Annotated in this window: 17 protein-coding genes; 16 read left to right on the forward strand and 1 reads right to left on the reverse strand. The window is 67.1% G+C overall.

What is annotated here, in order from left to right; all coding sequences use genetic code 11:
- Positions 1-18 precede the first annotated feature (18 nt).
- The gene (gene map / locus AC5P7S_RS05890; RefSeq protein ID WP_032955117.1) at positions 19-804 is read right to left on the reverse strand and encodes a type I methionyl aminopeptidase; all 786 of its coding nucleotides are present in this window, start codon (positions 802-804) and stop codon (positions 19-21) included.
- 230 nt (positions 805-1,034) lie between these two features.
- Between map and AC5P7S_RS05895 the strand changes: the two genes are divergently transcribed.
- The 16 genes from AC5P7S_RS05895 (at position 1,035) to bamA (ending at position 18,767) form a co-directional block, all read left to right on the forward strand.
- The gene (locus tag AC5P7S_RS05895; RefSeq protein ID WP_032954051.1) at positions 1,035-1,565 is read left to right on the forward strand and encodes a Csu type fimbrial protein; all 531 of its coding nucleotides are present in this window, start codon (positions 1,035-1,037) and stop codon (positions 1,563-1,565) included.
- Positions 1,565-2,314: a fimbrial biogenesis chaperone gene (locus AC5P7S_RS05900; protein WP_095378335.1), complete on the forward strand. Its 750-nt coding sequence runs from the start codon at positions 1,565-1,567 to the stop codon at positions 2,312-2,314. Before AC5P7S_RS05895 ends, AC5P7S_RS05900 begins: the two co-directional genes overlap by 1 nt.
- A gap of 7 nt (positions 2,315-2,321) precedes the next feature.
- Positions 2,322-4,694, forward strand: a complete 2,373-nt coding sequence (locus AC5P7S_RS05905) for a fimbria/pilus outer membrane usher protein (RefSeq protein WP_095378336.1) — start codon at positions 2,322-2,324, stop codon at positions 4,692-4,694.
- A complete protein-coding gene (locus AC5P7S_RS05910) occupies positions 4,691-5,728 on the forward strand; it encodes a Csu type fimbrial protein (protein WP_005415859.1) in 1,038 nt (345 codons plus the stop codon). Before AC5P7S_RS05905 ends, AC5P7S_RS05910 begins: the two co-directional genes overlap by 4 nt.
- Positions 5,729-5,880: 152 nt before the next feature.
- A complete protein-coding gene (locus AC5P7S_RS05915; protein ID WP_095378337.1) occupies positions 5,881-6,099 on the forward strand; it encodes a hypothetical protein in 219 nt (72 codons plus the stop codon).
- Complete coding sequence (locus AC5P7S_RS05920; protein WP_095378338.1) at positions 6,099-6,797, forward strand: fimbrial biogenesis chaperone; 699 nt, start codon at positions 6,099-6,101, stop codon at positions 6,795-6,797. Before AC5P7S_RS05915 ends, AC5P7S_RS05920 begins: the two co-directional genes overlap by 1 nt.
- 219 nt (positions 6,798-7,016) lie before the next feature.
- A complete protein-coding gene (gene rpsB, locus AC5P7S_RS05925) occupies positions 7,017-7,823 on the forward strand; it encodes a 30S ribosomal protein S2 (protein WP_005408748.1) in 807 nt (268 codons plus the stop codon).
- A gap of 125 nt (positions 7,824-7,948) precedes the next feature.
- Complete coding sequence (tsf, locus tag AC5P7S_RS05930) at positions 7,949-8,824, forward strand: translation elongation factor Ts (RefSeq protein WP_005415856.1); 876 nt, start codon at positions 7,949-7,951, stop codon at positions 8,822-8,824.
- 259 nt (positions 8,825-9,083) lie between these two features.
- Positions 9,084-10,619 (forward strand): sensor domain-containing diguanylate cyclase, encoded by a 1,536-nt coding sequence (locus tag AC5P7S_RS05935; protein ID WP_095378339.1) that lies wholly within the window; start codon positions 9,084-9,086, stop codon positions 10,617-10,619.
- A gap of 117 nt (positions 10,620-10,736) precedes the next feature.
- Complete coding sequence (gene pyrH, locus AC5P7S_RS05940) at positions 10,737-11,465, forward strand: UMP kinase (protein ID WP_005415854.1); 729 nt, start codon at positions 10,737-10,739, stop codon at positions 11,463-11,465.
- Positions 11,466-11,561: 96 nt separating this feature from the next.
- Positions 11,562-12,116 (forward strand): ribosome recycling factor, encoded by a 555-nt coding sequence (gene frr, locus AC5P7S_RS05945; RefSeq protein WP_005415853.1) that lies wholly within the window; start codon positions 11,562-11,564, stop codon positions 12,114-12,116.
- 5 nt (positions 12,117-12,121) lie between these two features.
- Positions 12,122-12,889 (forward strand): polyprenyl diphosphate synthase, encoded by a 768-nt coding sequence (gene uppS / locus AC5P7S_RS05950; protein ID WP_032954050.1) that lies wholly within the window; start codon positions 12,122-12,124, stop codon positions 12,887-12,889.
- Positions 12,886-13,722: a phosphatidate cytidylyltransferase gene (locus tag AC5P7S_RS05955; RefSeq protein WP_061480179.1), complete on the forward strand. Its 837-nt coding sequence runs from the start codon at positions 12,886-12,888 to the stop codon at positions 13,720-13,722. The genes uppS and AC5P7S_RS05955 overlap by 4 nt, the downstream gene beginning before the upstream one ends.
- Before the next feature lie 2 nt (positions 13,723-13,724).
- The gene (locus AC5P7S_RS05960) at positions 13,725-14,915 is read left to right on the forward strand and encodes a 1-deoxy-D-xylulose-5-phosphate reductoisomerase (protein ID WP_095378340.1); all 1,191 of its coding nucleotides are present in this window, start codon (positions 13,725-13,727) and stop codon (positions 14,913-14,915) included.
- A gap of 55 nt (positions 14,916-14,970) precedes the next feature.
- Complete coding sequence (gene rseP / locus AC5P7S_RS05965; RefSeq protein ID WP_061480177.1) at positions 14,971-16,329, forward strand: RIP metalloprotease RseP; 1,359 nt, start codon at positions 14,971-14,973, stop codon at positions 16,327-16,329.
- Positions 16,330-16,403: 74 nt separating this feature from the next.
- Positions 16,404-18,767 (forward strand): outer membrane protein assembly factor BamA, encoded by a 2,364-nt coding sequence (gene bamA, locus AC5P7S_RS05970; RefSeq protein ID WP_053497093.1) that lies wholly within the window; start codon positions 16,404-16,406, stop codon positions 18,765-18,767.
- Positions 18,768-19,230 lie beyond the last annotated feature (463 nt).

Raw genomic sequence — 19,230 nt, forward strand, 5'->3', positions numbered from 1 at the left:
AACTCGCCGGCAGCATCGTCAGGAGACCTGCGACTCGCCCGGCGACAGCGTCAGCACGTCGACGCCGGTCTCAGTGACCGCGACCATGTGCTCCCACTGCGCCGACAGCTTGCGGTCCTTGGTCACCACGGTCCAGCCATCCGGCAGCACCTTGTTGTAGCGGGTGCCCTCGTTGATCATCGGTTCGATGGTGAAGGTCATGCCCGGCTGCAGCACCAGGCCCTGGCCCGGGCGGCCGTAATGCACCACCTGCGGCTCGTCGTGGTAGACCTTGCCGATGCCGTGGCCGCAGTACTCGCGCACCACGCTGAAACGCTCGCCTTCGGCATAGCTCTGGATGGCATGGCCGATGTCGCCCAGGGTGGCCCCCGGGCGCACCGCGCGGATGCCGCGCCACATGGCTTCGTACGTGGTTTCCACCAGGCGGCGGGCCATCACCGACGGGGTGCCGACGAAGTACATGCGGCTGGTGTCGCCGTGCCAGCCGTCCTTGATGACGGTGACGTCGATATTGATGATGTCGCCATCCTTGAGCACCTTCCCTTCGCTGGGAATGCCGTGGCAGATGACATTGTTGACCGAGGTGCACACGGTCTTCGGGAAGCCGCGGTAGCCGACGTTGGCCGGAATCGCGCCCTGCACGTTCACGATGTGGTCGTGGCAGATGCGGTCCAGTTCCTCGGTGGTGACACCGGGCTTGACGTGGGGGGTGACGATGTCGAGCACTTCGCTGGCCAGGCGGCCGGCGATGCGCATCATCTCGATTTCCTGCGGGGTTTTCAGATTCACGCTCATGGCACCCATTATCGCCGATCCGGCCGCAATCTGAACGAACGCCACCCAACTGCCGATCCGGGTCATGCACGGTTCCGGCAAGGAAAGTGAAAGCGTGATGGCCTCCGCTCTTTCGTCTGCCTAATTATCACGGATTACAGACACTTACGCCTCCTAAGCTGGACCCACCGTCGTCCAAGCGGCACCGAACGTGCCGTCTTCGCCTTGTTCAACGGACCTTCGGGTCAGGGAGGTTGTTCATGCGATCCCCAGTTCGATCCCCGCTGGCATGGGCCGTGGCCGGGTTCCTGCTGTCCAGCCCGGCAATGGCCGCCGACACCACCACCTTCAATGTCACCCTGGTGGTCACCAAGGCCTGCACCATCACGGCGGCGGCCGCGACCAACGTGGACTTCGGCACCGCGGCATCAACCACCACCACGCCCACCCTGGGCCAGGGCACGGTGACCGCCCAGTGCTCGGCACTGACCCCGTACACGATCTCGCTGAATGCGGGCGCCAATGCCAGCACCGCCAATGACGTCACCACCCGGCGGATGAAGAACACCAATGCGGCGGTGACTGCCAACAACTACGTCGGCTACCAGCTCTACCAGGATGCCGCACATACCCTGGTATGGGGCGCCACAACCGGCACCAACACCCAGGCCGGCATCGGCACCGGCCTGGCCGTGCCTTACATCGTCTACGGCCAGATCCTGAACCTGAGCACCAACAACCCGGCCGCCGGTAGCTACCTGGATACGGTTACCGCCACGATCACCTATTGATGGAGCACGCCCGCATGGCCGGATCCCGCCCGTGGCGCGCCACCGGCGTGGCGCTGCTCGCCCTGTACCTGCTTGCCATCGCGGCCGCCGGCGCCACCAGCCTGCAGGTGGCCCCGACCAGCCTGCAGCTGGAAGCCCGCCAGCGTGCCGGCGAATTGTGGCTGACCAACAGCGGCACCTCGCCGGTGAAGCTGCAGGTACGCGTGTTCCGCTGGGTGCAGCAGGACGGCCAGGAACAGCTGCTGCCCACCGATGCGTTGATGGCCACCCCGCCGATGCAGGAACTGGCCGCCGGACAGCAGCAGCTGGTGCGGGTCATGCGTGCGGACAAGGAACCGCCAGCGGCACAGCAACATTACCGCCTGATCGTTGACGAGGTGCCCGACCTGGCCATCCGCGCGGGTGGCATGCAGTTCGTCCTGCGCTATTCGATCCCGGTGTTCGTGCAGCCCTCGGCCGGCACGCTGGCGCCGCAGCTGCAGGCCCGGCTGGTAAAGCTGGCGGACGGCCGCAACGGCGTCGAAGTAGCCAATTCGGGCAACAGTTACGCTCAGATCGCCGATCTCGCGCTGGGCGGCGCCACGCGCCCACGCATCGTCCATCCCGGGCTGCTGGGCTACGTACTGCCCGGCCAGGTGATGCGCTGGCCGATCGAACGCACGGCGATCGACCGCGACAACGACCAGATCACGGCCAAGCTCAATGGCGAGTCGGAACAGACGCCACTGTCGCCCCCACCGGCTCGCTGAGGCCATGATGGGCGCGTTGCTGGCTGCCCTGGTTCCCGCGGCGACCGAGGCCGCCGATGTGTCCGGCGTGGCCACGGCGGCTGATGTATCCGGCGTGTCGGCCGATGCGATCCTGCCACCCCCCACCCCGCTGACCGCCAGCCAGACGCTGTACCTGGATGTGTCGCTCAACAGCACGCCGCGCGGCCTGCTGCCGTTCATCGAGAACCGTGGCCGGCTGCAGGCCAGCCCCGAAGTGCTGCGCCAGCTCGGCTTCAACGCCAGCGGCGATGCACCGGTCTACCTGGACCAGATCAGCGGTGCGGTGGTGCGCTACGACGCCCACATGCAGACCTTGGCGCTGGACGTGCCACTGGACCAGCTGACACTGCCCACCACCGTGCTCAGCCGCCCGCAGACGCGCGCCCCCACCGGCAGCGCCTCGCCCGGCGTGCTGCTCAACTACGACGTCTACGGCAGCCGGGTGGACACGCTCGGCACCCTCAGCCTGAGCTCGGAGCTGCGCGTGTTCGGTATCGGCAATGGCACTTTCGAGAACACCGCCATCAGCCGCCGCTACCAGCAACCCGGCGATCGCCATTGGCGCGGCTCCAGCGTGCGCCTGGACACACGCTGGAGCCTGGATTTCCCCGATAGCGCAACGACCCTGGAGGTCGGCGATTTCTACAGTGGGTTCGTCGACTGGACCCGCCCCGTGCGCCTGGGTGGCCTGCAGATCGGCCGCAACTATGGCCTGCAGCCCTACCGCGTGCTAACGCCCACGCCGAGCTTCCTCGGCCAGGCCGTGGTGCCCTCCACGGTCGAGCTGTATGTCGATGGCCTGCGCCAGTACAGCGGGCAGGTGCCGGTCGGTCCCTTCCAGCTCGCAGCACAGCCCGGCATCAGCGGCACCGGCAACGCGCAGGTGGTGGTGACCGACGCATTCGGACGCATGCAGACGCTGGACTTCAGCTTCTACGGCACCCAGCAGCTGCTGGCCAAGGGCCTGTCGGACTGGTCGGTCGGCGTCGGCCACTTGCGCCGGGATTTCGGCGAGCGCTCCTTCGCCTATGACGATCGCACGGTGGCCAGCGCCAGCTGGCGCGGCGGTGTCACCGACGCGTTCACCGGCGAGGCGCATGCCGAAGGCGGCGGCGGCCTGGCCCAGGGCGGCATTGGCGGCTGGTGGCTGCTCGGCGCCGCCGGCGTGTTCAATGCCGCCTATGCGCACAGTGACTACCACGGCCTGCAGGGTGGGCAATGGGCGCTGGGCTACAGCTGGAACAACCGTCGCTTCAACGTCAATCTGCGCAGCGTGCGCAGCCACGGCGACTACCGCGACCTGGGCGCGCTGCAGGGCAACCTGCCACCAAGCATCAGCGAGCAGGCCACGGTCGGCCTGGACCTGCTGCGGCTGGGCACGCTCAGCGCCAGCTATCTGCGCCTGCGCTACCCCGACGGCGACGACAACCGCTATGCCAGCCTGTTCTGGTCGCGCACCTGGAGCCAACGCTGGTCGGCCTACCTGTCGGTGAACCAGAACCTGGACCGCAGCGATGACCGCAGCATCTACCTGTCGATGACTGCCAGCCTGGGCAACAATCGCCAGGCCAGCCTCTCCAGCCAGCGCAACGGCGACAGCCGGAGCTGGGTGGCGGACGTGACCCAGCCGGTGCCCGGCGATGGCAGTGCCGGCGGCGTCGGCTGGCGCGCACAGCTGCGCCACGGCGAGGACGGTAACGGCGGCCTGGCCGAAGTTGGCATCCTCAACGATGTCGGCCGCTATTCATTCGGCGCCTCGCGCCAGGGCGGGCTCAACTATGCCTACGCCAGTGCCAGCGGCAGCCTGGTATGGATGGGCGGGCACGCCTTCGCCACGCGCGAGGTATCCGATGCGTTCGCGGTGATCAGCACCAATGGCGTCGGCGGCGTCCCGGTGCGGCTGGAGAACCGCCTGATCGGTGTCACCGACGATCGCGGCCTGCTGCTGGTCAGTCCGTTGCTGTCCTGGCAGCGCAACCGGGTCTCGATCGACACGCTGGATCTGCCCGAAGACATGCGTGCCGACCGCATCGAGGACTGGGTCACGCCGCGCCAGCGCGCCGGCACCCGCGTGACCTTCCAGCTGCGTTCGCGGTCGTCACTGAGCCTGACCCTGCTGGCGATGGACGGCCAGCCTCTGGAGGTGGGCAGCGAGGTGCAGCTGCCTGACGGTCGCCAGGCCACGGTCGGCTACGACGGCCTGCTCTACCTGGAAGATGTCGCCGCCGGCAGCGTGCTGTACGTCACCACCAGCCATGGCCCGTGCCGGGTGAAGGTACCGGACCTGCCCAAGGTGGTGGCGTCCGGTGCCCGCCCGAAGCCGGCACCGCAGCAGTGCATTCCGGAGGTGGCGCCATGAGGGTGCTGCTGCTCTTCCTGCTGCTGTGGGCCGGCCTGCTGGCAGCGGCGCCGGCCGGCGCCACCGCGGTCTGCACGGCGGTCGCCGATCCGACCCTGCCGTTCGGCAACATCAACAGCAATGCACCCGGCCCGAGCACGGCCAACCTCAACATCACGGTGACCTGCACCACCGCCGCGCTGAGCCTGCTGGCCACCACCGGCGTGCGCGTCTGCGTGGGCATCGGCGCAGGCAGTGGCGGCGGCAGCAGTTCCACGTTCCGCACGATGGCCACCTCTACCAGCGACACGATGAATTTCCAGCTGTACAACAACGCCAGCTTCGGCCAGGTCACTGGCCTGGTCCCGCGCGGCACGCCGCCAGCGCAGGAGCTGACCATGAGCTACAACGTACCGCTGCTGACCGGCGGTAGTGGTGCGCAGACTGTGCAGCTGTTCGGTCAGATTCCGGCCAACCAGGTCCTGGCCTCCGGCGCGTACAGCAGCACTTTCAGCGGTGCCAGCGTGGTGCTGACCTGGGCCTGGAACGAGGTGCTGGCCGGTAGCGCCACCGTCCCCGCCACATGCAACGGCGGCGCCACCGGTACCAACAGCGCGAGCGCGGCCTTCAGTTTCACCGCTACCGCCAACGTGCTGCCGCAATGCGGCAGCTACGTCACCACCAACATGAATTTCGGCAACGTCACCGGCGGCATCCCGGCCAACATCGACCAGACCGCCACCCTCACCCTGACCTGCCTGAAGAACACCGCCTTCCAGGTCGGCCTGAACAACGGCCGGAACAATCCCGCCGCCACCACCACCCGGCGCATGGCCACCACCATCGGCAACAGCACCTACTACCTGCCCTACGAGCTGTACCGGGATCCGGCACGAAGCCAGCGCTGGGGCAACACCCTGACGGTCGACACGGCCAGCAGCACCGGCACCGGAAGCGCACAGCAGCTGACCATCTACGGCCGGGTACCGCCGGTCACCGGCCAGCCCCCGGCCGGCACCTACAACGACCTGGTGACGGTGACAATCACCTACTGACCTGCGTGCCGACCAACGGTCGGCACCCACCGGACGAAGGCCGTGCCGAGCGCGGGCTCGGCGCTACAGTTGCGGCGCATCCGGCCGATACCGCGCAGCGAGTCTTTCAGCACGGTGGGTGGCAGGTGGTTCGCGCATTTCTGATCGGGGCGATGCTGGTCGCCAGCACGCCGGCCCGCGCCGAACCGCGCAGCAGCACGCTGCAGATCCGGCTGACCGTGGTCGAATCCTGCAGCGACGATGCCGGCGCTCCCCGTTGCGCGGCGCCACACCAGCGCAGTGACGCCCCCAAGGTGCCGCCCCAGGTCCACGACCTCGCACCACCGGCGACAGACGACAGCGCAATGCCTTCCGTGACCCTCATCTACTGATGCGCGCGCTGCTGATCCTGCTTGGACTGCTGCTGGCGCAGCCCTCGGCGGCGCTGGAGCTGTTGCCGACCACCCTGCAGCTACCCGCCGAAGGCGGCCGCGCGGAACTGTGGCTGCGCAATCCGGGGCCCGGCCGCTGGCAGGGGCAGGTGCAGGTGCTGGCCTGGGAGCAGCAACTGGACGCCGAACGACTGCAGCCCAGCGACCGGATCCGGGTCAGCCCTGCGCGGCTGGACCTGGCCCCTGGCAGCACCCAGCGCGTCTGGCTGCTGCCAGGCAGTCCGCCAGCATCGGTGGGTGAACAGGCCTATCGGATCGTACTGGCGCCGGCCTTACCGGGATTGCCTCGCTACTCGCTGCCGTTGTTCCGCGGCCCAGCGGCGCCAGCGCTGCATGCCCGGCTGCAGGCCCGCATCGAGGCACTTGGGCCTCAGACCATGCTGCGACTCAGCAATTCCAGTACGCTGCATGGCCGCCTGCACGATCTGCGATTCATAGCGGCCGACGGCCAATCGTCGCTGCTGGTGGCCGGGCTGGCCGGCTATATCCTCGCAGGCCATGAACGCCGCTGGCCCCTGCCTGCCCGCCCCGATGGCTATGTGGGCGGCCACTTCCGGGCCCGTCTGCAGGACGGCCGCGAGGTCGATCTGGCCGCATCTGACCCTGCAATTGCAGCGGACGCCCCCAGCGGGCTATAATCGACCGGATTCCTGCCGCCTGCGTGCGCGGGAGCCCGTCCACACCGGACGTCACCGGTGAATCCACACCTGCTGCCCCCATCCGTGCCGGGGTGCTCCGCAAGGAGTTCGGCCACGGAGGCAACAGGGAAGCCCAACCCCGGAACCGATCGCGCTTCCACGCGTCCCGCATACCTATCCCGCGGGCGGAATCGCTGGTTCCATATCAGGAGTATTGCAATGCCCCAGGTCACCATGCGTCAGATGCTGGAAGCCGGCGTCCACTTCGGCCACCAGACCCGCTACTGGAACCCGAAGATGGCTCCGTACATCTTCGGCGCCCGCGGCAAGATCCACATCATCAACCTGGAAAAGACCGTCCCGCTGTTCAACGATGCGATGAACTTCATCTCGTCGGTTGCCCAGAAGCGCGGCACCGTCCTGTTCCTGGGCACCAAGCGCAGCGCCCGCGAAACCATCAAGGAAGAAGCCGAGCGTTGCGGCATGCCGTTCATGAACCAGCGTTGGCTGGGCGGCACCCTGACCAACTTCCGTACCGTCAAGCAGTCGGTTGCCCGCCTGAAGGAACTGGAAGCCGGTGAAACCGACGGCACCTTCGAGAAGCTGGTCAAGCACGAAGTGCTGGGCCTGCGTCGCGAGCGCGACAAGCTGGAAGCCTCGCTGGGCGGCATCAAGGACATGAACCGTCTGCCGGACGCCATCTTCGTGATCGACATCGGCCACGAAGACATCGCGATCAAGGAAGCCAAGAAGCTGGGCATTCCGGTCATCGCCGTGGTCGACACCAACTACAACCCGGAACTGGTGGACTACGCCATCCCGGGCAACGACGACGCCATCCGCGCTGTGCAGCTGTACGCCCGCGCCGCTGCCGACGCCGTGCTGGAAGGCAAGGCCGCTGCCCCGCACGCCGCTTCGGTGCGCGAGGAAGAGTTCGCTGAAGCCGCTGCTGAAGGCGAAGAGAAGCCGGCCCGCCGCGCTCCGGCCAAGAAGGCTGCCAAGAAGGGCGACGACGCCCAGGCCTGATCCAGGCCCCGGGTGGACGCCCGGCGTCCACCCTCCCTGCACGCAGCCCCTGGCGCGTGACAGGACCGTGTCACACGGGCCGGCCACCATGCCGGCCCAACCCCTTTCTTTCGTGAGGTAATCCCGTGGAAATCACTGCTTCCCTGGTCAAGGAACTGCGCGAGCGCACCGGCGCCGGCATGATGGAATGCAAGAAGGCGCTTACCGAAGCCAACGGCGACATCAACGCCGCTGCTGAAGCCATGCGCAAGTCCGGCGCTGCCAAGGCCGACAAGAAGGCTGACCGCGTGGCCGCCGAAGGCCGTCTGGGCCTGGCCCAGGACGGCGGCAAGGCCGTGCTGGTCGAAGTCAACTCGGAAACCGACTTCGTCGCCAACGATGACAACTTCAAGTCCTTCGTCAACGCCGTCGCTGCCGCTGCCCTGGCATCGGGCGCCACCGACGTCGAAGCCGTGAAGGCCGCCACGCTGGCCGACGGCCGCACCGTTGAAGAAGCCCGCGCCACCGCCGTGCAGACCCTGGGTGAGAACATCCAGATCCGCCGCATGGTCAAGGTCGACACCACCGGCAACATCGGTGCCTACGTCCACACCAACGGCAAGGTTGGCGTGCTGGTCGACCTGATCGGCGGCGACGTCGAGCTGGCCCGTGGCCTGGCGATGCACGTGGCCGCGCTGAAGCCGCCGCACAACAAGGCTGCGGACGTTCCGGCCGAGTTCGTCGAAAAGGAAAAGGAAATCGAGCTGGCCAAGATGACCGAGAAGGACAAGGCCAAGCCGGCCGACATCCTGGAAAAGATCATCAGCGGCAAGATCAACAAGATCGTCAGCGACGTGACCCTGTACGGCCAGACCTACGTGCTGGGCGACACCACCGTCGAGCAGGTGGTCAAGGCCGCTGGCGCGGACGTGGCAGGCTTCAAGCTGCTGATCGTCGGTGAAGGCATCGAAAAGGTGGTGGAAGACTACGCCGCCGAAGTTGCCAAGGCGATGCAGGTCTGATTCCAGCCCTTCGGCTGTGAAACGACCAGAAGGAGCCGCGGGAAACCGCGGCTCTTTTTTTATGCATGGACCTAGGGATTAACCCATGGCCCACCGGTGGGTGCGCACCGTTGGTGCGCACAACCGGCACCTTTGCGTTGCGCTCGAATCAAGCCGATACTCAGTCGCAGGGAATCCTCAGTCACTTAGCAGGAACGAAAATCGCGGACTGTGATGCATTCCTAGGTATTCTTGCCCCAATGGAATTGAACGACCCGACATGCCTCCCGAGCTGACAGCTGCCCTGGCGCTCTGCCGCAACCTGCCTTCGCCACCCGGTATTGCCCTGCGCATCATCGAACTGGCTCAGGACCCGGAAGCGGACATCGCCACCGCCGCCGACATCATCGCCATCGACATGGCGCTGAGCGCTCGCATGCTGCGCATCGCCAATTCGCCGCTGTATGCCAGCCGCCGCCGCATCGAGAACCTCGGCCAGGCGCTGACCATGCTGGGCCTGAACGCCACGATCAGCCTCGCCCTCGGCTTCACCGTCACCCAGGGCCTGACCGGCGGTGGCGCCGATCATGACCTGCGCCAGCGCGCGTGGAAGCGCAGCATCCTCAGTGCCCTGGCCGCCAGCCAGCTGGGCCAGGCGCGCGGCCTGCGCCGGCTGGAGGAGCTGATGCTGGCCGGACTGCTGCAGGACCTGGGCGTGCTGTGCCTGGCCCAGGCCGAGTCGGAGCGCTACCTGCCACTGCTGCGCGAGGCACGCGACAACATCGACCTGGTTTCCCGCGAGCGCGAGGCGCTGGGCTGCAGCCACGCCGACGTCGGCGCCTGGGTGGCCGAGCAATGGGGCCTGCCACGCTACCTGGTGGAGAGCATCAGCCACAGCGAGGACGAGGACGCCGCCGAATCGCCATTCCAGGCCTGCGTGCAACTGTCCGGCGCAGTGGCCGACATCTGGCTGGATAGCGACGCAGATGCCGCGCGCGAGCGCGCCCTGCAGCAGGTGCACGACCGCCTGGAGCTGGATAGCGCGCGCTTCGACCAGGTGCTGGCCCGCATCAGCGAGGCCCTGCCCGACATCGCCAGCCTGTTCGATGCCGGCCTCAATTCTCCGGCGCGGGTGCGCGAGCTGATCGATCATGCGCAGGAACTGGCCACGCTGCGCAACCTGCGCGAACTGCAGGATGCCGACCAGGCACGCCGCCGTGCCGACGAATTCGAGGCGCGCGCCAAGCGCCTGGCCGACCAGGCCCATCGTGATGCGTTGACCGGCGTGCTCAACCGCCGCCAGCTGGAAGCGGTGCTGGAGCAGGAATTCCTGCGTGCCGGCCGCCAGGGCTGGCCACTGTCGGTGGCCTTCATCGACCTGGACGACTTCAAGAAGATCAACGACGCCCACGGCCACCTGACCGGTGACGAGGTGCTGCGCGCGTTCGCCGGCAAGCTGCAGGGCCAGCTGCGCAACAGCGACACCGTGGCCCGCTTCGGCGGCGAGGAGTTCGTCGCGCTGCTGCCCAACACCAGCGAAAGCGTGGCCCTGGACGTGATCCGCCGGGTGCTGGCCAACATCGTCGCCACGCCGATGGCCGAGCTGGAGGGCGGGCCGCTGTTCGTCACCTTCTCCGCCGGCGTGGCCACCCAGGGCGGCTACGAGCGCTTCGCCGACGTCCAGGACCTGCTGCGCGCGGCCGACGACGTGCTGTACCGCTCCAAGAACCTGGGCCGCAACCGGGTGATCGCCCGCTCGCCGGGGGCGCTGGGCCATGACGAGCTGTCGGCCACGGCCAGCGCCGAACTGGGCTGAACGGGACGCCCCGGCTGACCGGGCGAACCGGATTCTGCGCCGCAGTGCACAAAACACTTTGGCACAACGCCGCATGCGCGTAGAATCGCCCGCGATTTCCACGCACCCGAGGTCCCCATGTCCAAGCTCGCCTATCGCCGCATCCTTCTGAAACTGTCCGGGGAGGCGCTGATGGGAGACGAGGACTACGGCATCGACCCGAAGATCATCAATCGCCTCGCCCGTGAGGTCATCGAAGCCCAGCAGGCCGGTGCCGAGGTCGCGCTGGTGATCGGAGGTGGCAACATCTTCCGCGGCGCCGGTCTGGCCGCCGGCGGCATGGACCGCGTAACCGGCGACCAGATGGGCATGCTGGCCACCGTCATCAACGCCCTGGCCATGCAGGACGCCCTCGAGAAGCTGGGTGCCAAGGCCCGGGTGATGAGCGCGATCAAGATCAACGACGTGTGCGAGGACTACATCCGCCGCCGCGCCATCCGCCACCTGGAAAAGGGCCGCCTGGTGATCTTCGCTGCCGGCGTCGGCAGCCCGTTCTTCACCACCGACTCCGGCGCCGCACTGCGCGCGATCGAGATCGGCGCCGACCTGCTGCTGAAGGCCACCAAGGTCGATGGCGTGTACGACAAGGACCCGAACAAGCACAGCGATGCGGTCCGCTTCGACAGCCTGAGCTACGACGAAGTGATCCGCCGCGGCCTGGAAGTGATGGACACGGCGGCCTTCGCTCTGGCCCGCGACAGCGACCTGCCGATGCGCGTGTTCGACATGGGCCAGCCGGGCGAACTGCTGAAGATCCTCAACGGCGCGAACATCGGCACCCTGGTCCAGGGCCGCGACCCGGCCTGAGCCTGAGCGCAAAGCGACGACCGGGCCGATTCAGGCCCGGCAGCGTCCCGTATTCGCCTATAATCGCCCGATTCCAGATACATCCAGGACCGGGCGATGCTCAACGACATCAAGAACAACGCGCAGACGCGCATGGCCAAGAGCATTGACGCTCTGAAGCACACCCTCACCTCCATCCGGACCGGCCGTGCCACCCCGGCCCTGCTGGACCGCGTGACGGTCAGCGCCTATGGCAACGCCAGCACCCCGCTGAACCAGGTCGCGTCGATCTCCAACGCCGACGCCCACTCGCTGCTGGTCACCCCGTTCGACAAAGGCATGATCAAGGAGATCGAAAAGGGTCTCTACAACGCCGAGTTCACTCCGAACACGCTGGGCACCGCGATCCGCATCAACATGCCGCCGCCGACCGAAGAGCGCCGCAAGGAGCTGGTCAAGCAGGTGCAGAAGGAAGGGGAAGGCGCCAAGATCGCGATCCGCAACATCCGTCAGGACGCGAACAAGGAAATCGCCAAGCTGGTCAAGGACAAGGCAATCAGCGAAGACGAGAAGAAGCGCGGCGAAGACGACATCCAGAAGCTGACCGACGCCAACATCAAGGACGTCGACAAGGTCGTTGCCGACAAGGAAAAAGAACTGCTGTCGGTCTGAAGTCGATGCCTTCAGTCCCGCCTCCGTTGCCTGCCTCCCTGCCCCGCCACATTGCCATCATCATGGATGGCAACGGGCGTTGGGCACAGCAGCGCCGTCGCCCCCGCGTGATCGGCCACCGTGCCGGCGCGCGCGCGGTCAACCGCACCATCGAGCGCTGCCTTGAACTGGGCATTCCGGCGCTGACCCTGTTCGCCTTCTCCAGCGAGAACTGGGGCCGGCCGCAGGAGGAAGTGGACGCGCTGATGAAGCTGTTCCTCGGTGCACTCGACCGCGAAGTGGACGAGCTGCACCGGCGTGGCGTGCGCGTGCGCTTCATCGGCGAACGCGAGCGCTTCGGCGCCGGGCTGGTCAGCCGCATGCAGCTGGCCGAGCAGCGCACCGCCGACAACACCACCCTGACCCTGTCGATCGCTGCCAGCTACGGTGGCCGCCAGGACATCGCCCGCGCCGCGCGCGCCCTGGCCGTCGAAGTGGCGGCCGGTCGCCTGCTGCCCGAGCAGATCGACGAAGCGCTGCTGGGCAGCCAGGTGGCCCTGGCCGACCTGCCGCCGCCGGACCTGTTCATCCGCACCGGCGGCGACACCCGCATCAGCAACTTCCTGCTGTGGCAGCTCGCCTATACCGAACTGTGGTTCACCGAGGCCCTGTGGCCGGACTTCGACGCCGGGCAGCTGCAGCAGGCGCTCGACGCCTATGCCGGTCGCGAGCGTCGTTTCGGCCTGACCAGCGCCCAGATTGCCGCACTGGCCACCGAGACTTCCAGCCCATGACCAAGACCCGAGTCCTTGCCGCGCTGATCATGGCGCCGTTAGCCATTGCGGCGATCCTGCTGCTGCCCACGCAATGGCTGGCCGCCGCCGCCGCCGCCGTGCTGCTGATCGGCCTGTGGGAATGGCTGAAGCTGGCCGGTATCGAAGACACCCTGGCGCGCACCGTGCTGCTGGTGCTGAACCTGCTGCTGATGGTGCTGCTGGTCTGGGCCGATGGCAGCACCCTGGTCCTGTTCCAGATAACCACGCTGGCCGGCGTTGCCTGGTGGCTGGCCGCGCTGGTCTGGTTGCGCTTCTTCAACTTCGGTGCGCAGCCGTCGGCACCCTCGCGGATCCTGAAGATGCTGGCCGGTACCCTGGCCATCGTGCCGGCGTGGGCCGCGCTGGTGCTGATCCATGCCGGCGGCGATCCGCCGGGCCAGCAGGGCCACCTGTGGCTGCTGGCTGCGCTGGCGCTGGTGTGGGCGGCCGACTCGGGCGCCTATTTCGCTGGCCGCCATTTCGGCAAGCACAAGCTGGCGCCGCGGATCAGCCCCAACAAGACCTGGGAAGGCCTGTTCGGCGGCCTGCTGGCCGGTGTCGCCGTGGCCCTCGGCCTGGGCTGGCTGGCTGGCATCGATGCCGCACACCTGCCCGGCCTGTTGATCACCGCGGTGGTGGCGGTGTTCGCCTCGGTCCTGGGCGACCTGTTCGAGAGCCTGATCAAGCGCCATGCCGGCGCCAAGGACTCGGGCCACCTGATCCCGGGCCACGGTGGCGTGCTCGACCGGGTCGACGGCGTCCTCGCCGCCGTGCCGGTGTTCGCGCTGGGCAAGGAAATCTTCGGGTTCTGACCATGAATGCTGTTGCAGACCTGCGCCGGGTCGCCGTCTTCGGCGCTACCGGCTCGATCGGCGCCTCCACGCTGGACGTGATCGCCCGCCACCCGCACCGCTACCAGGCCACGGTGCTCGCTGCCGGCCGCCAGGTGCAGGCGCTGCTGGCGCTGTGCCGCCAGCACAGACCCGCGCACGCGGTGATCGCCGACGCATCGCTGTTCGCCGAACTGCGTGACGGCCTGCGCGAGGCCGGCCTTGCCACCGAGGCCCATGCCGGCCAGGCCGCGCTGGACCAGCTGGCCGCCAGCGATGCCTGCGATACCGTGGTCGCGGCCATCGTCGGCGCGGCCGGCCTGTCCTCGACCCTGGCTGCCGCGGCCGCCGGCAAGCGCATCCTGCTGGCCAACAAGGAATCGCTGGTGCTGGCCGGCGAACTGCTGACCCGGACGGCCGAACGTGCCGGTGCCGAAATCATCCCGATCGACAGCGAGCACAGCGCGATCTTCCAGTGCCTGCGCTCGCGCGATGCCAGTGTCGACGGCGCCGGCGTGCGCCGGATCCTGCTGACCGCCTCCGGCGGCCCGTTCCGTGGCCGCAGCCGCGCCGAACTGGCCCAGGTCACCCCGGCCCAGGCCGTTGCCCACCCCAAGTGGTCGATGGGGCCGAAGATCTCGGTCGATTCGGCGACATTGATGAACAAGGGCCTGGAAGTCATCGAGGCCCACCACCTGTTCGGCGTGCCCGGCGAGCGCATCGAGGTGCTGGTGCACCCGCAGAGCCTGGTCCATTCGCTGGTCGAGTTCGTCGATGGCTCGACCCTGGCCCAGATGGGCCTGCCGGACATGCGCACCACTCTCGCCGTCGGCCTGGGCTGGCCGCAGCGCATCGAATCGGGCGTGGCCGGGCTGGACCTGCTGGCCCAGGGCCGCCTGGATTTCGAGGCCCCGGATACTGACGCCTTCCCCTGCCTGGCGCTGGCCTGGCAGGCGATGCAGGCCGGCGGCACCGCACCGGCGGTGCTGAACGCCGCCAATGAAGAGGCGGTTTCAGCGTTTCTTCAGGGCCGGATCGGTTTCCTGACGATCCCGGAGCTGGTTGCTAACGCTCTTTCAACACTGCCGACCCAGCCAGCCGATACACTGGAGATCCTGTTGTCCGCCGACCAGCGGGCACGCCAGCTCACCCTGAACGCCATCGACGCCGCCTGAACGACCGCCTCGCCCAGCATGACGCCGCCGCCCCTGCCCACCACTGTGAGCCTGCATGACTGACTTCATCGGATCGGTCTGGTGGATGATCGTCAGCCTCGGGCTGCTGGTCACCTTCCACGAGTTCGGGCATTACTGGGTCGGGCGCCTGTGCGGGGTCAAGATCCTGCGTTTCTCGGTCGGCTTCGGCCGGCCGCTGTGGTCGCGCCGCGACAGGCACGGCACCGAGTTCGCCATCGCCGCCATCCCGCTGGGCGGTTACGTGAAGTTCCTCGACGAACGCGAGGTCGAAGTCCACCCGCACGAGCGCGGCCAGGCCTTCAACCACAAGACCGTCTGGCAGCGCATCGCGATCGTTGCCGCCGGCCCGATCGCCAATCTGCTGCTGTGCATCCTGCTGCTGTGGGCGATGTTCGTGATTGGCAAGCAGGATTACTCGCCCACCATCGGCCGTGTCAGCGGCATCGCCGCCAGTGCCGGCCTGGCCAGCGGCGACCGCGTGCTGCGCGTGGACGACCGCCAGGTGGTCACCCTCGGCGAGGCCAGCATGGCGCTGACCGCAGCCGCGATGGACCGCCGCGACGTGAAGCTGGAAGTGCTGGATACGGCCGACCAGGTACGCACGCGCACCCTGCCGCTGTCGCAGCTGCCGGCGGGTTTCGATGAGCGGCGGGTGCCGATCCTGGCTGGCCTGCACTGGCAGTCGTGGCTGCAGCCGGCGCAAGTGGAGTCGCTGACTGCGGACTCCGTGGTGGCAGGGCAACTGCAGCCAGGCGACCTGATCGTGGCCATCGATGGCCAGCGCATCGACAGCGTCGACCAGGTGATCGGCGAGATCCAGGCCCTGGGCCGTGCCGGCGGGCCCGGAATGATCGAGGTCCTGCGTGGCGGCGAGCGCCTGGCGCTGGAAGTCACCCCGCGCCAGGGCAAGGACGGCAAGGGCAATCCGGTCTGGCAGATCGGCGTCGGCTTCCCCACCAGCTACAGCCCCGCCTATGACACCCTGCTGCGCTATGGCCCGCTGGATGCGGTGACCGTGGCGGTGCGCGAGACCGGACGCCTGGCCGCCGACTCGCTGGGCATGATGGGCCGCATCGTGACCGGCAAGGCCTCGCTGCAGAACGTTTCCGGGCCGGTCACCATCGCCCGCGTGGCCAATGTCTCGGCCAAGCGCGGCCTCGACTGGTTCCTGCAGTTCCTTGCCCTGCTGTCGCTCAGCCTGTGCATCATCAACCTGCTGCCGATCCCGATCTTGGACGGCGGCCACCTGCTGTATTACCTTATCGAGTTGGTCAAGGGCAGCCCGCTGAGCGAGCGTGCCATCGCCGCCGGCCAATACATCGGCCTGGCGTTGCTGGCCGGGCTGATGGGGTTGGCGTTCTACAACGACATCCTCGGCTTGGTCCCGCGATGAACTTTTCCACGTTGTTGCCGTCTACAGCGTCGGCATCCCGCACCAATGAAATCGACCTTCCTACCGGACGTGACATGACGCGACTCCCCAATCGCCGCCTGCTGGCCCTCGCCCTCGCCGCCGTCACCGGCGCTCCCGCCCTGGCCCAGGCAGCCGAGCCCTTCACTGTCAGCGACATCCGCGTCGATGGCCTGCAGCGCATCAGCTCGGGCACGGTGTTCACCTACCTGCCGGTGGAACGCGGCGAGACGATCACCGACAACAAGGTCGGCGAGACGATCCGCGCCCTGTACAAGACCGGCTTCTTCGAAGACGTGCAGCTGGACCGCCAGGGCACGATCCTGGTGGTGACCGTCAAGGAACGCCCGGCGATCAACAAACTGACCGTGACCGGCAACAAGGACATCAAGTCCGACCAGCTGCTCAAGGGCCTGTCCGACATCGGCCTGACCGAGGGCGGCACCTTCGATCGCCTGAGCCTGGACCGCGTGACCCAGGAACTGCGTCGCCAGTACAACGACCGTGGCAAGTACAACGTCGACATCACCCCGACGGTGAGCCCGCTGGACCGCAACCGCGTGGACATCGCCATCGCCATCAAGGAAGGCAAGGCCGCCAAGATCCGCCACGTCAACCTGGTGGGCACCGAAAAGTTCGAGAGCAAGGACATCCTGGAGACCTGGGAGTCCAAGGAGCACAACTGGGCGTCGTGGTACCGCCGTGACGACCAGTACTCCAAGGAAAAGCTGTCCGGCGACCTGGAAAAGCTCAACTCCTGGTACCTGGATCGCGGCTACGTCGATTTCAGCATCGATTCCACCCAGGTCTCGATCAGCCCCGACAAGCGCGACATGTTCCTGACCGCGGGCGTGACCGAGGGCGCGCAGTACAAGATCTCCGAGATCAAGGTCAGCGGCGACACCATCCTCCCGCAGGAGGACGTCGAGCGCATGGTGATCCAGAAGTCCGGCGACACGTTCTCGCGTGCCCTGCTGGAATTCAGCTCGGACACCATCACCAATTCGCTGTCCAACATCGGCTACGCGTTCGCCAAGGTGAATCCGATCCCGACCACCAACCGCGCCGAGCAGACCGTGGCCATCAACATGCAGGTCGTGCCCGGCCCGCGCGTGTCGGTGCGCCGCATCCTGTTCCGCGGCAACACCCGCACGTCCGATGAAGTGATGCGTCGCGAAATGCGCCAGTTCGAGAACAGCTGGTACTCGCAGGCCGCGATCGACCGCTCCAAGATCCGCCTGCAGCGCCTGGGCTACTTCGAATCGGTGGAAGTGGAGACCCCGGCCGTCAGCGGCAGCAACGACCAGGTCGACGTCGTCTACAACGTCAAGGAAACCACCTCGGGCAGCTTCGTGTTCGGCCTGGGTTACTCGCAGTCCTACGGCATGACCACCTCGGTGCAGCTGTCGCAGAACAACTTCCTCGGTGGCGGCAACCGCGTGTCGGTCGAAGCCTCGCGCAGCAGCTACCTGCAGCGCTACGGTTTCAGCTACACCAACCCGTACTTCACCGATGACGGCGTGTCGCTGGGCTACAACCTGTCCTGGCGCGAACTGGATTACTCGGACTTCAACACCGCGCAGTACAACAGCACCAACGGTGCCGCGCAGGTGGTGTTCGGCGTGCCGCTGACCGAGACCGACACCGTCTCGCTGATGTTCGGCATCGACAGCAACCAGATCACCACCTACCAGGGCTCCACCCCGCAGTCGATCATCGACTACATCAACGCCGTCGGTAAGCGCACCTTCCATGCCTGGCGCACCGAGCTGGGCTGGGCGCGCGACTCGCGCAACGACTACTTCATGCCGACCCGCGGCACCTACCAGCGCGTGGGCCTGGAAACCACGCTGCCGGGTTCGACCATCGAGTACTACAAGCTGAACTACCAGATCAGCAAGTACTGGCCGATCATGCCGTCGCTGGTGATCAACACCCGCGCCGAAATCGGCTACGGCGATGCCTACGGCAAGGACTACACCCGTACGCTGACCAATCCGGATGGCACCACCCGCACCGTCACCGCAAGCGGCCTGCCGTTCTTCGAGAACTTCTACGCCGGTGGTACCAACTCGGTACGCGGCTTCGAGGACAACACCCTCGGCCCGCGCGAAGTCACTACTGGTTATCCGGAAGGCCAGCCGCTGGGTGGCTCGCTGAAGACCGTCGGTTCGGTGGAAGCCTACTTCCCGCGCCTGTTCGACAGCCCGTCGGCGCGCGTGTCGGCCTTCGTCGACTTCGGCAACGTGTATACCGGCGTGGACAACTTCAAGGCCAACGAGCTGCGCGTATCCACCGGTGTGGCCCTGCTGTGGCGCGCCCCGGTCGGCCCGATCTCGATCAGCTACGCCTTCCCGCTGAAGAAGGAAGACGATGACAAGATCGAACGCCTGCAATTCACGTTCGGTGGGCAGTTCTGACGAACCGCGAGGCGGTTCGCCAGAACTGCCCCCGCATTCCACCTATCCCCCGCGCCGCTACGCATGCCATCCATGGCATGCGCCCTTCGGGCCGTTGCATAGCAACGTTGGGAATCGCTCCTGCGATTCCCAGGGGCGCGCCCCCCTTAACAAAGGGGGGCTCTCCACCAGACGGGGTGCGAAGCGCCGGGCTCTGCCCGGCGTTTTCGTTTGGCCTAGATGCCGGAAGCGCCCGCTCTGCTTTTGATCTTTTCTGTTTTTCCGTGGCTGGCACTCGCGCCAGGCCGTCGGAGGTCGGACGGGGTGGGGCTGCGGGGGTGTGTGATCTGGCCCCCTGAAAACGGACGCCATGAAGCCGTTTCAGGCGGCAGCCCGGAGCTGCCGGGCGTAGTTGTTAGGCGAGTGGTAGCCCAGCGCCGAGTGTAGCCGGGCTGGATTGTAGAAGCCGTGGATGTAAGCAGCG

Source organism: Stenotrophomonas sp. YJH_SMC_32 (assembly GCF_059369975.1).

What these genes read in the sequence shown, in the direction of transcription:
- map (WP_032955117.1), bottom strand. Translation starts at nt 804, where the DNA reads ATGGGTGCCATGAGCGTGAATCTGAAAACCCCGCAGGAAATCGAGATG.
- AC5P7S_RS05895 (WP_032954051.1), top strand. Translation starts at nt 1,035, where the DNA reads ATGCGATCCCCAGTTCGATCCCCGCTGGCATGGGCCGTGGCCGGGTTC.
- AC5P7S_RS05900 (WP_095378335.1), top strand. Translation starts at nt 1,565, where the DNA reads ATGGAGCACGCCCGCATGGCCGGATCCCGCCCGTGGCGCGCCACCGGC.
- AC5P7S_RS05905 (WP_095378336.1), top strand. Translation starts at nt 2,322, where the DNA reads ATGGGCGCGTTGCTGGCTGCCCTGGTTCCCGCGGCGACCGAGGCCGCC.
- AC5P7S_RS05910 (WP_005415859.1), top strand. Translation starts at nt 4,691, where the DNA reads ATGAGGGTGCTGCTGCTCTTCCTGCTGCTGTGGGCCGGCCTGCTGGCA.
- AC5P7S_RS05915 (WP_095378337.1), top strand. Translation starts at nt 5,881, where the DNA reads ATGCTGGTCGCCAGCACGCCGGCCCGCGCCGAACCGCGCAGCAGCACG.
- AC5P7S_RS05920 (WP_095378338.1), top strand. Translation starts at nt 6,099, where the DNA reads ATGCGCGCGCTGCTGATCCTGCTTGGACTGCTGCTGGCGCAGCCCTCG.
- rpsB (WP_005408748.1), top strand. Translation starts at nt 7,017, where the DNA reads ATGCCCCAGGTCACCATGCGTCAGATGCTGGAAGCCGGCGTCCACTTC.
- AC5P7S_RS05935 (WP_095378339.1), top strand. Translation starts at nt 9,084, where the DNA reads ATGCCTCCCGAGCTGACAGCTGCCCTGGCGCTCTGCCGCAACCTGCCT.
- pyrH (WP_005415854.1), top strand. Translation starts at nt 10,737, where the DNA reads ATGTCCAAGCTCGCCTATCGCCGCATCCTTCTGAAACTGTCCGGGGAG.
- frr (WP_005415853.1), top strand. Translation starts at nt 11,562, where the DNA reads ATGCTCAACGACATCAAGAACAACGCGCAGACGCGCATGGCCAAGAGC.
- uppS (WP_032954050.1), top strand. Translation starts at nt 12,122, where the DNA reads ATGCCTTCAGTCCCGCCTCCGTTGCCTGCCTCCCTGCCCCGCCACATT.
- AC5P7S_RS05955 (WP_061480179.1), top strand. Translation starts at nt 12,886, where the DNA reads ATGACCAAGACCCGAGTCCTTGCCGCGCTGATCATGGCGCCGTTAGCC.
- AC5P7S_RS05960 (WP_095378340.1), top strand. Translation starts at nt 13,725, where the DNA reads ATGAATGCTGTTGCAGACCTGCGCCGGGTCGCCGTCTTCGGCGCTACC.
- rseP (WP_061480177.1), top strand. Translation starts at nt 14,971, where the DNA reads ATGACTGACTTCATCGGATCGGTCTGGTGGATGATCGTCAGCCTCGGG.
- bamA (WP_053497093.1), top strand. Translation starts at nt 16,404, where the DNA reads ATGACGCGACTCCCCAATCGCCGCCTGCTGGCCCTCGCCCTCGCCGCC.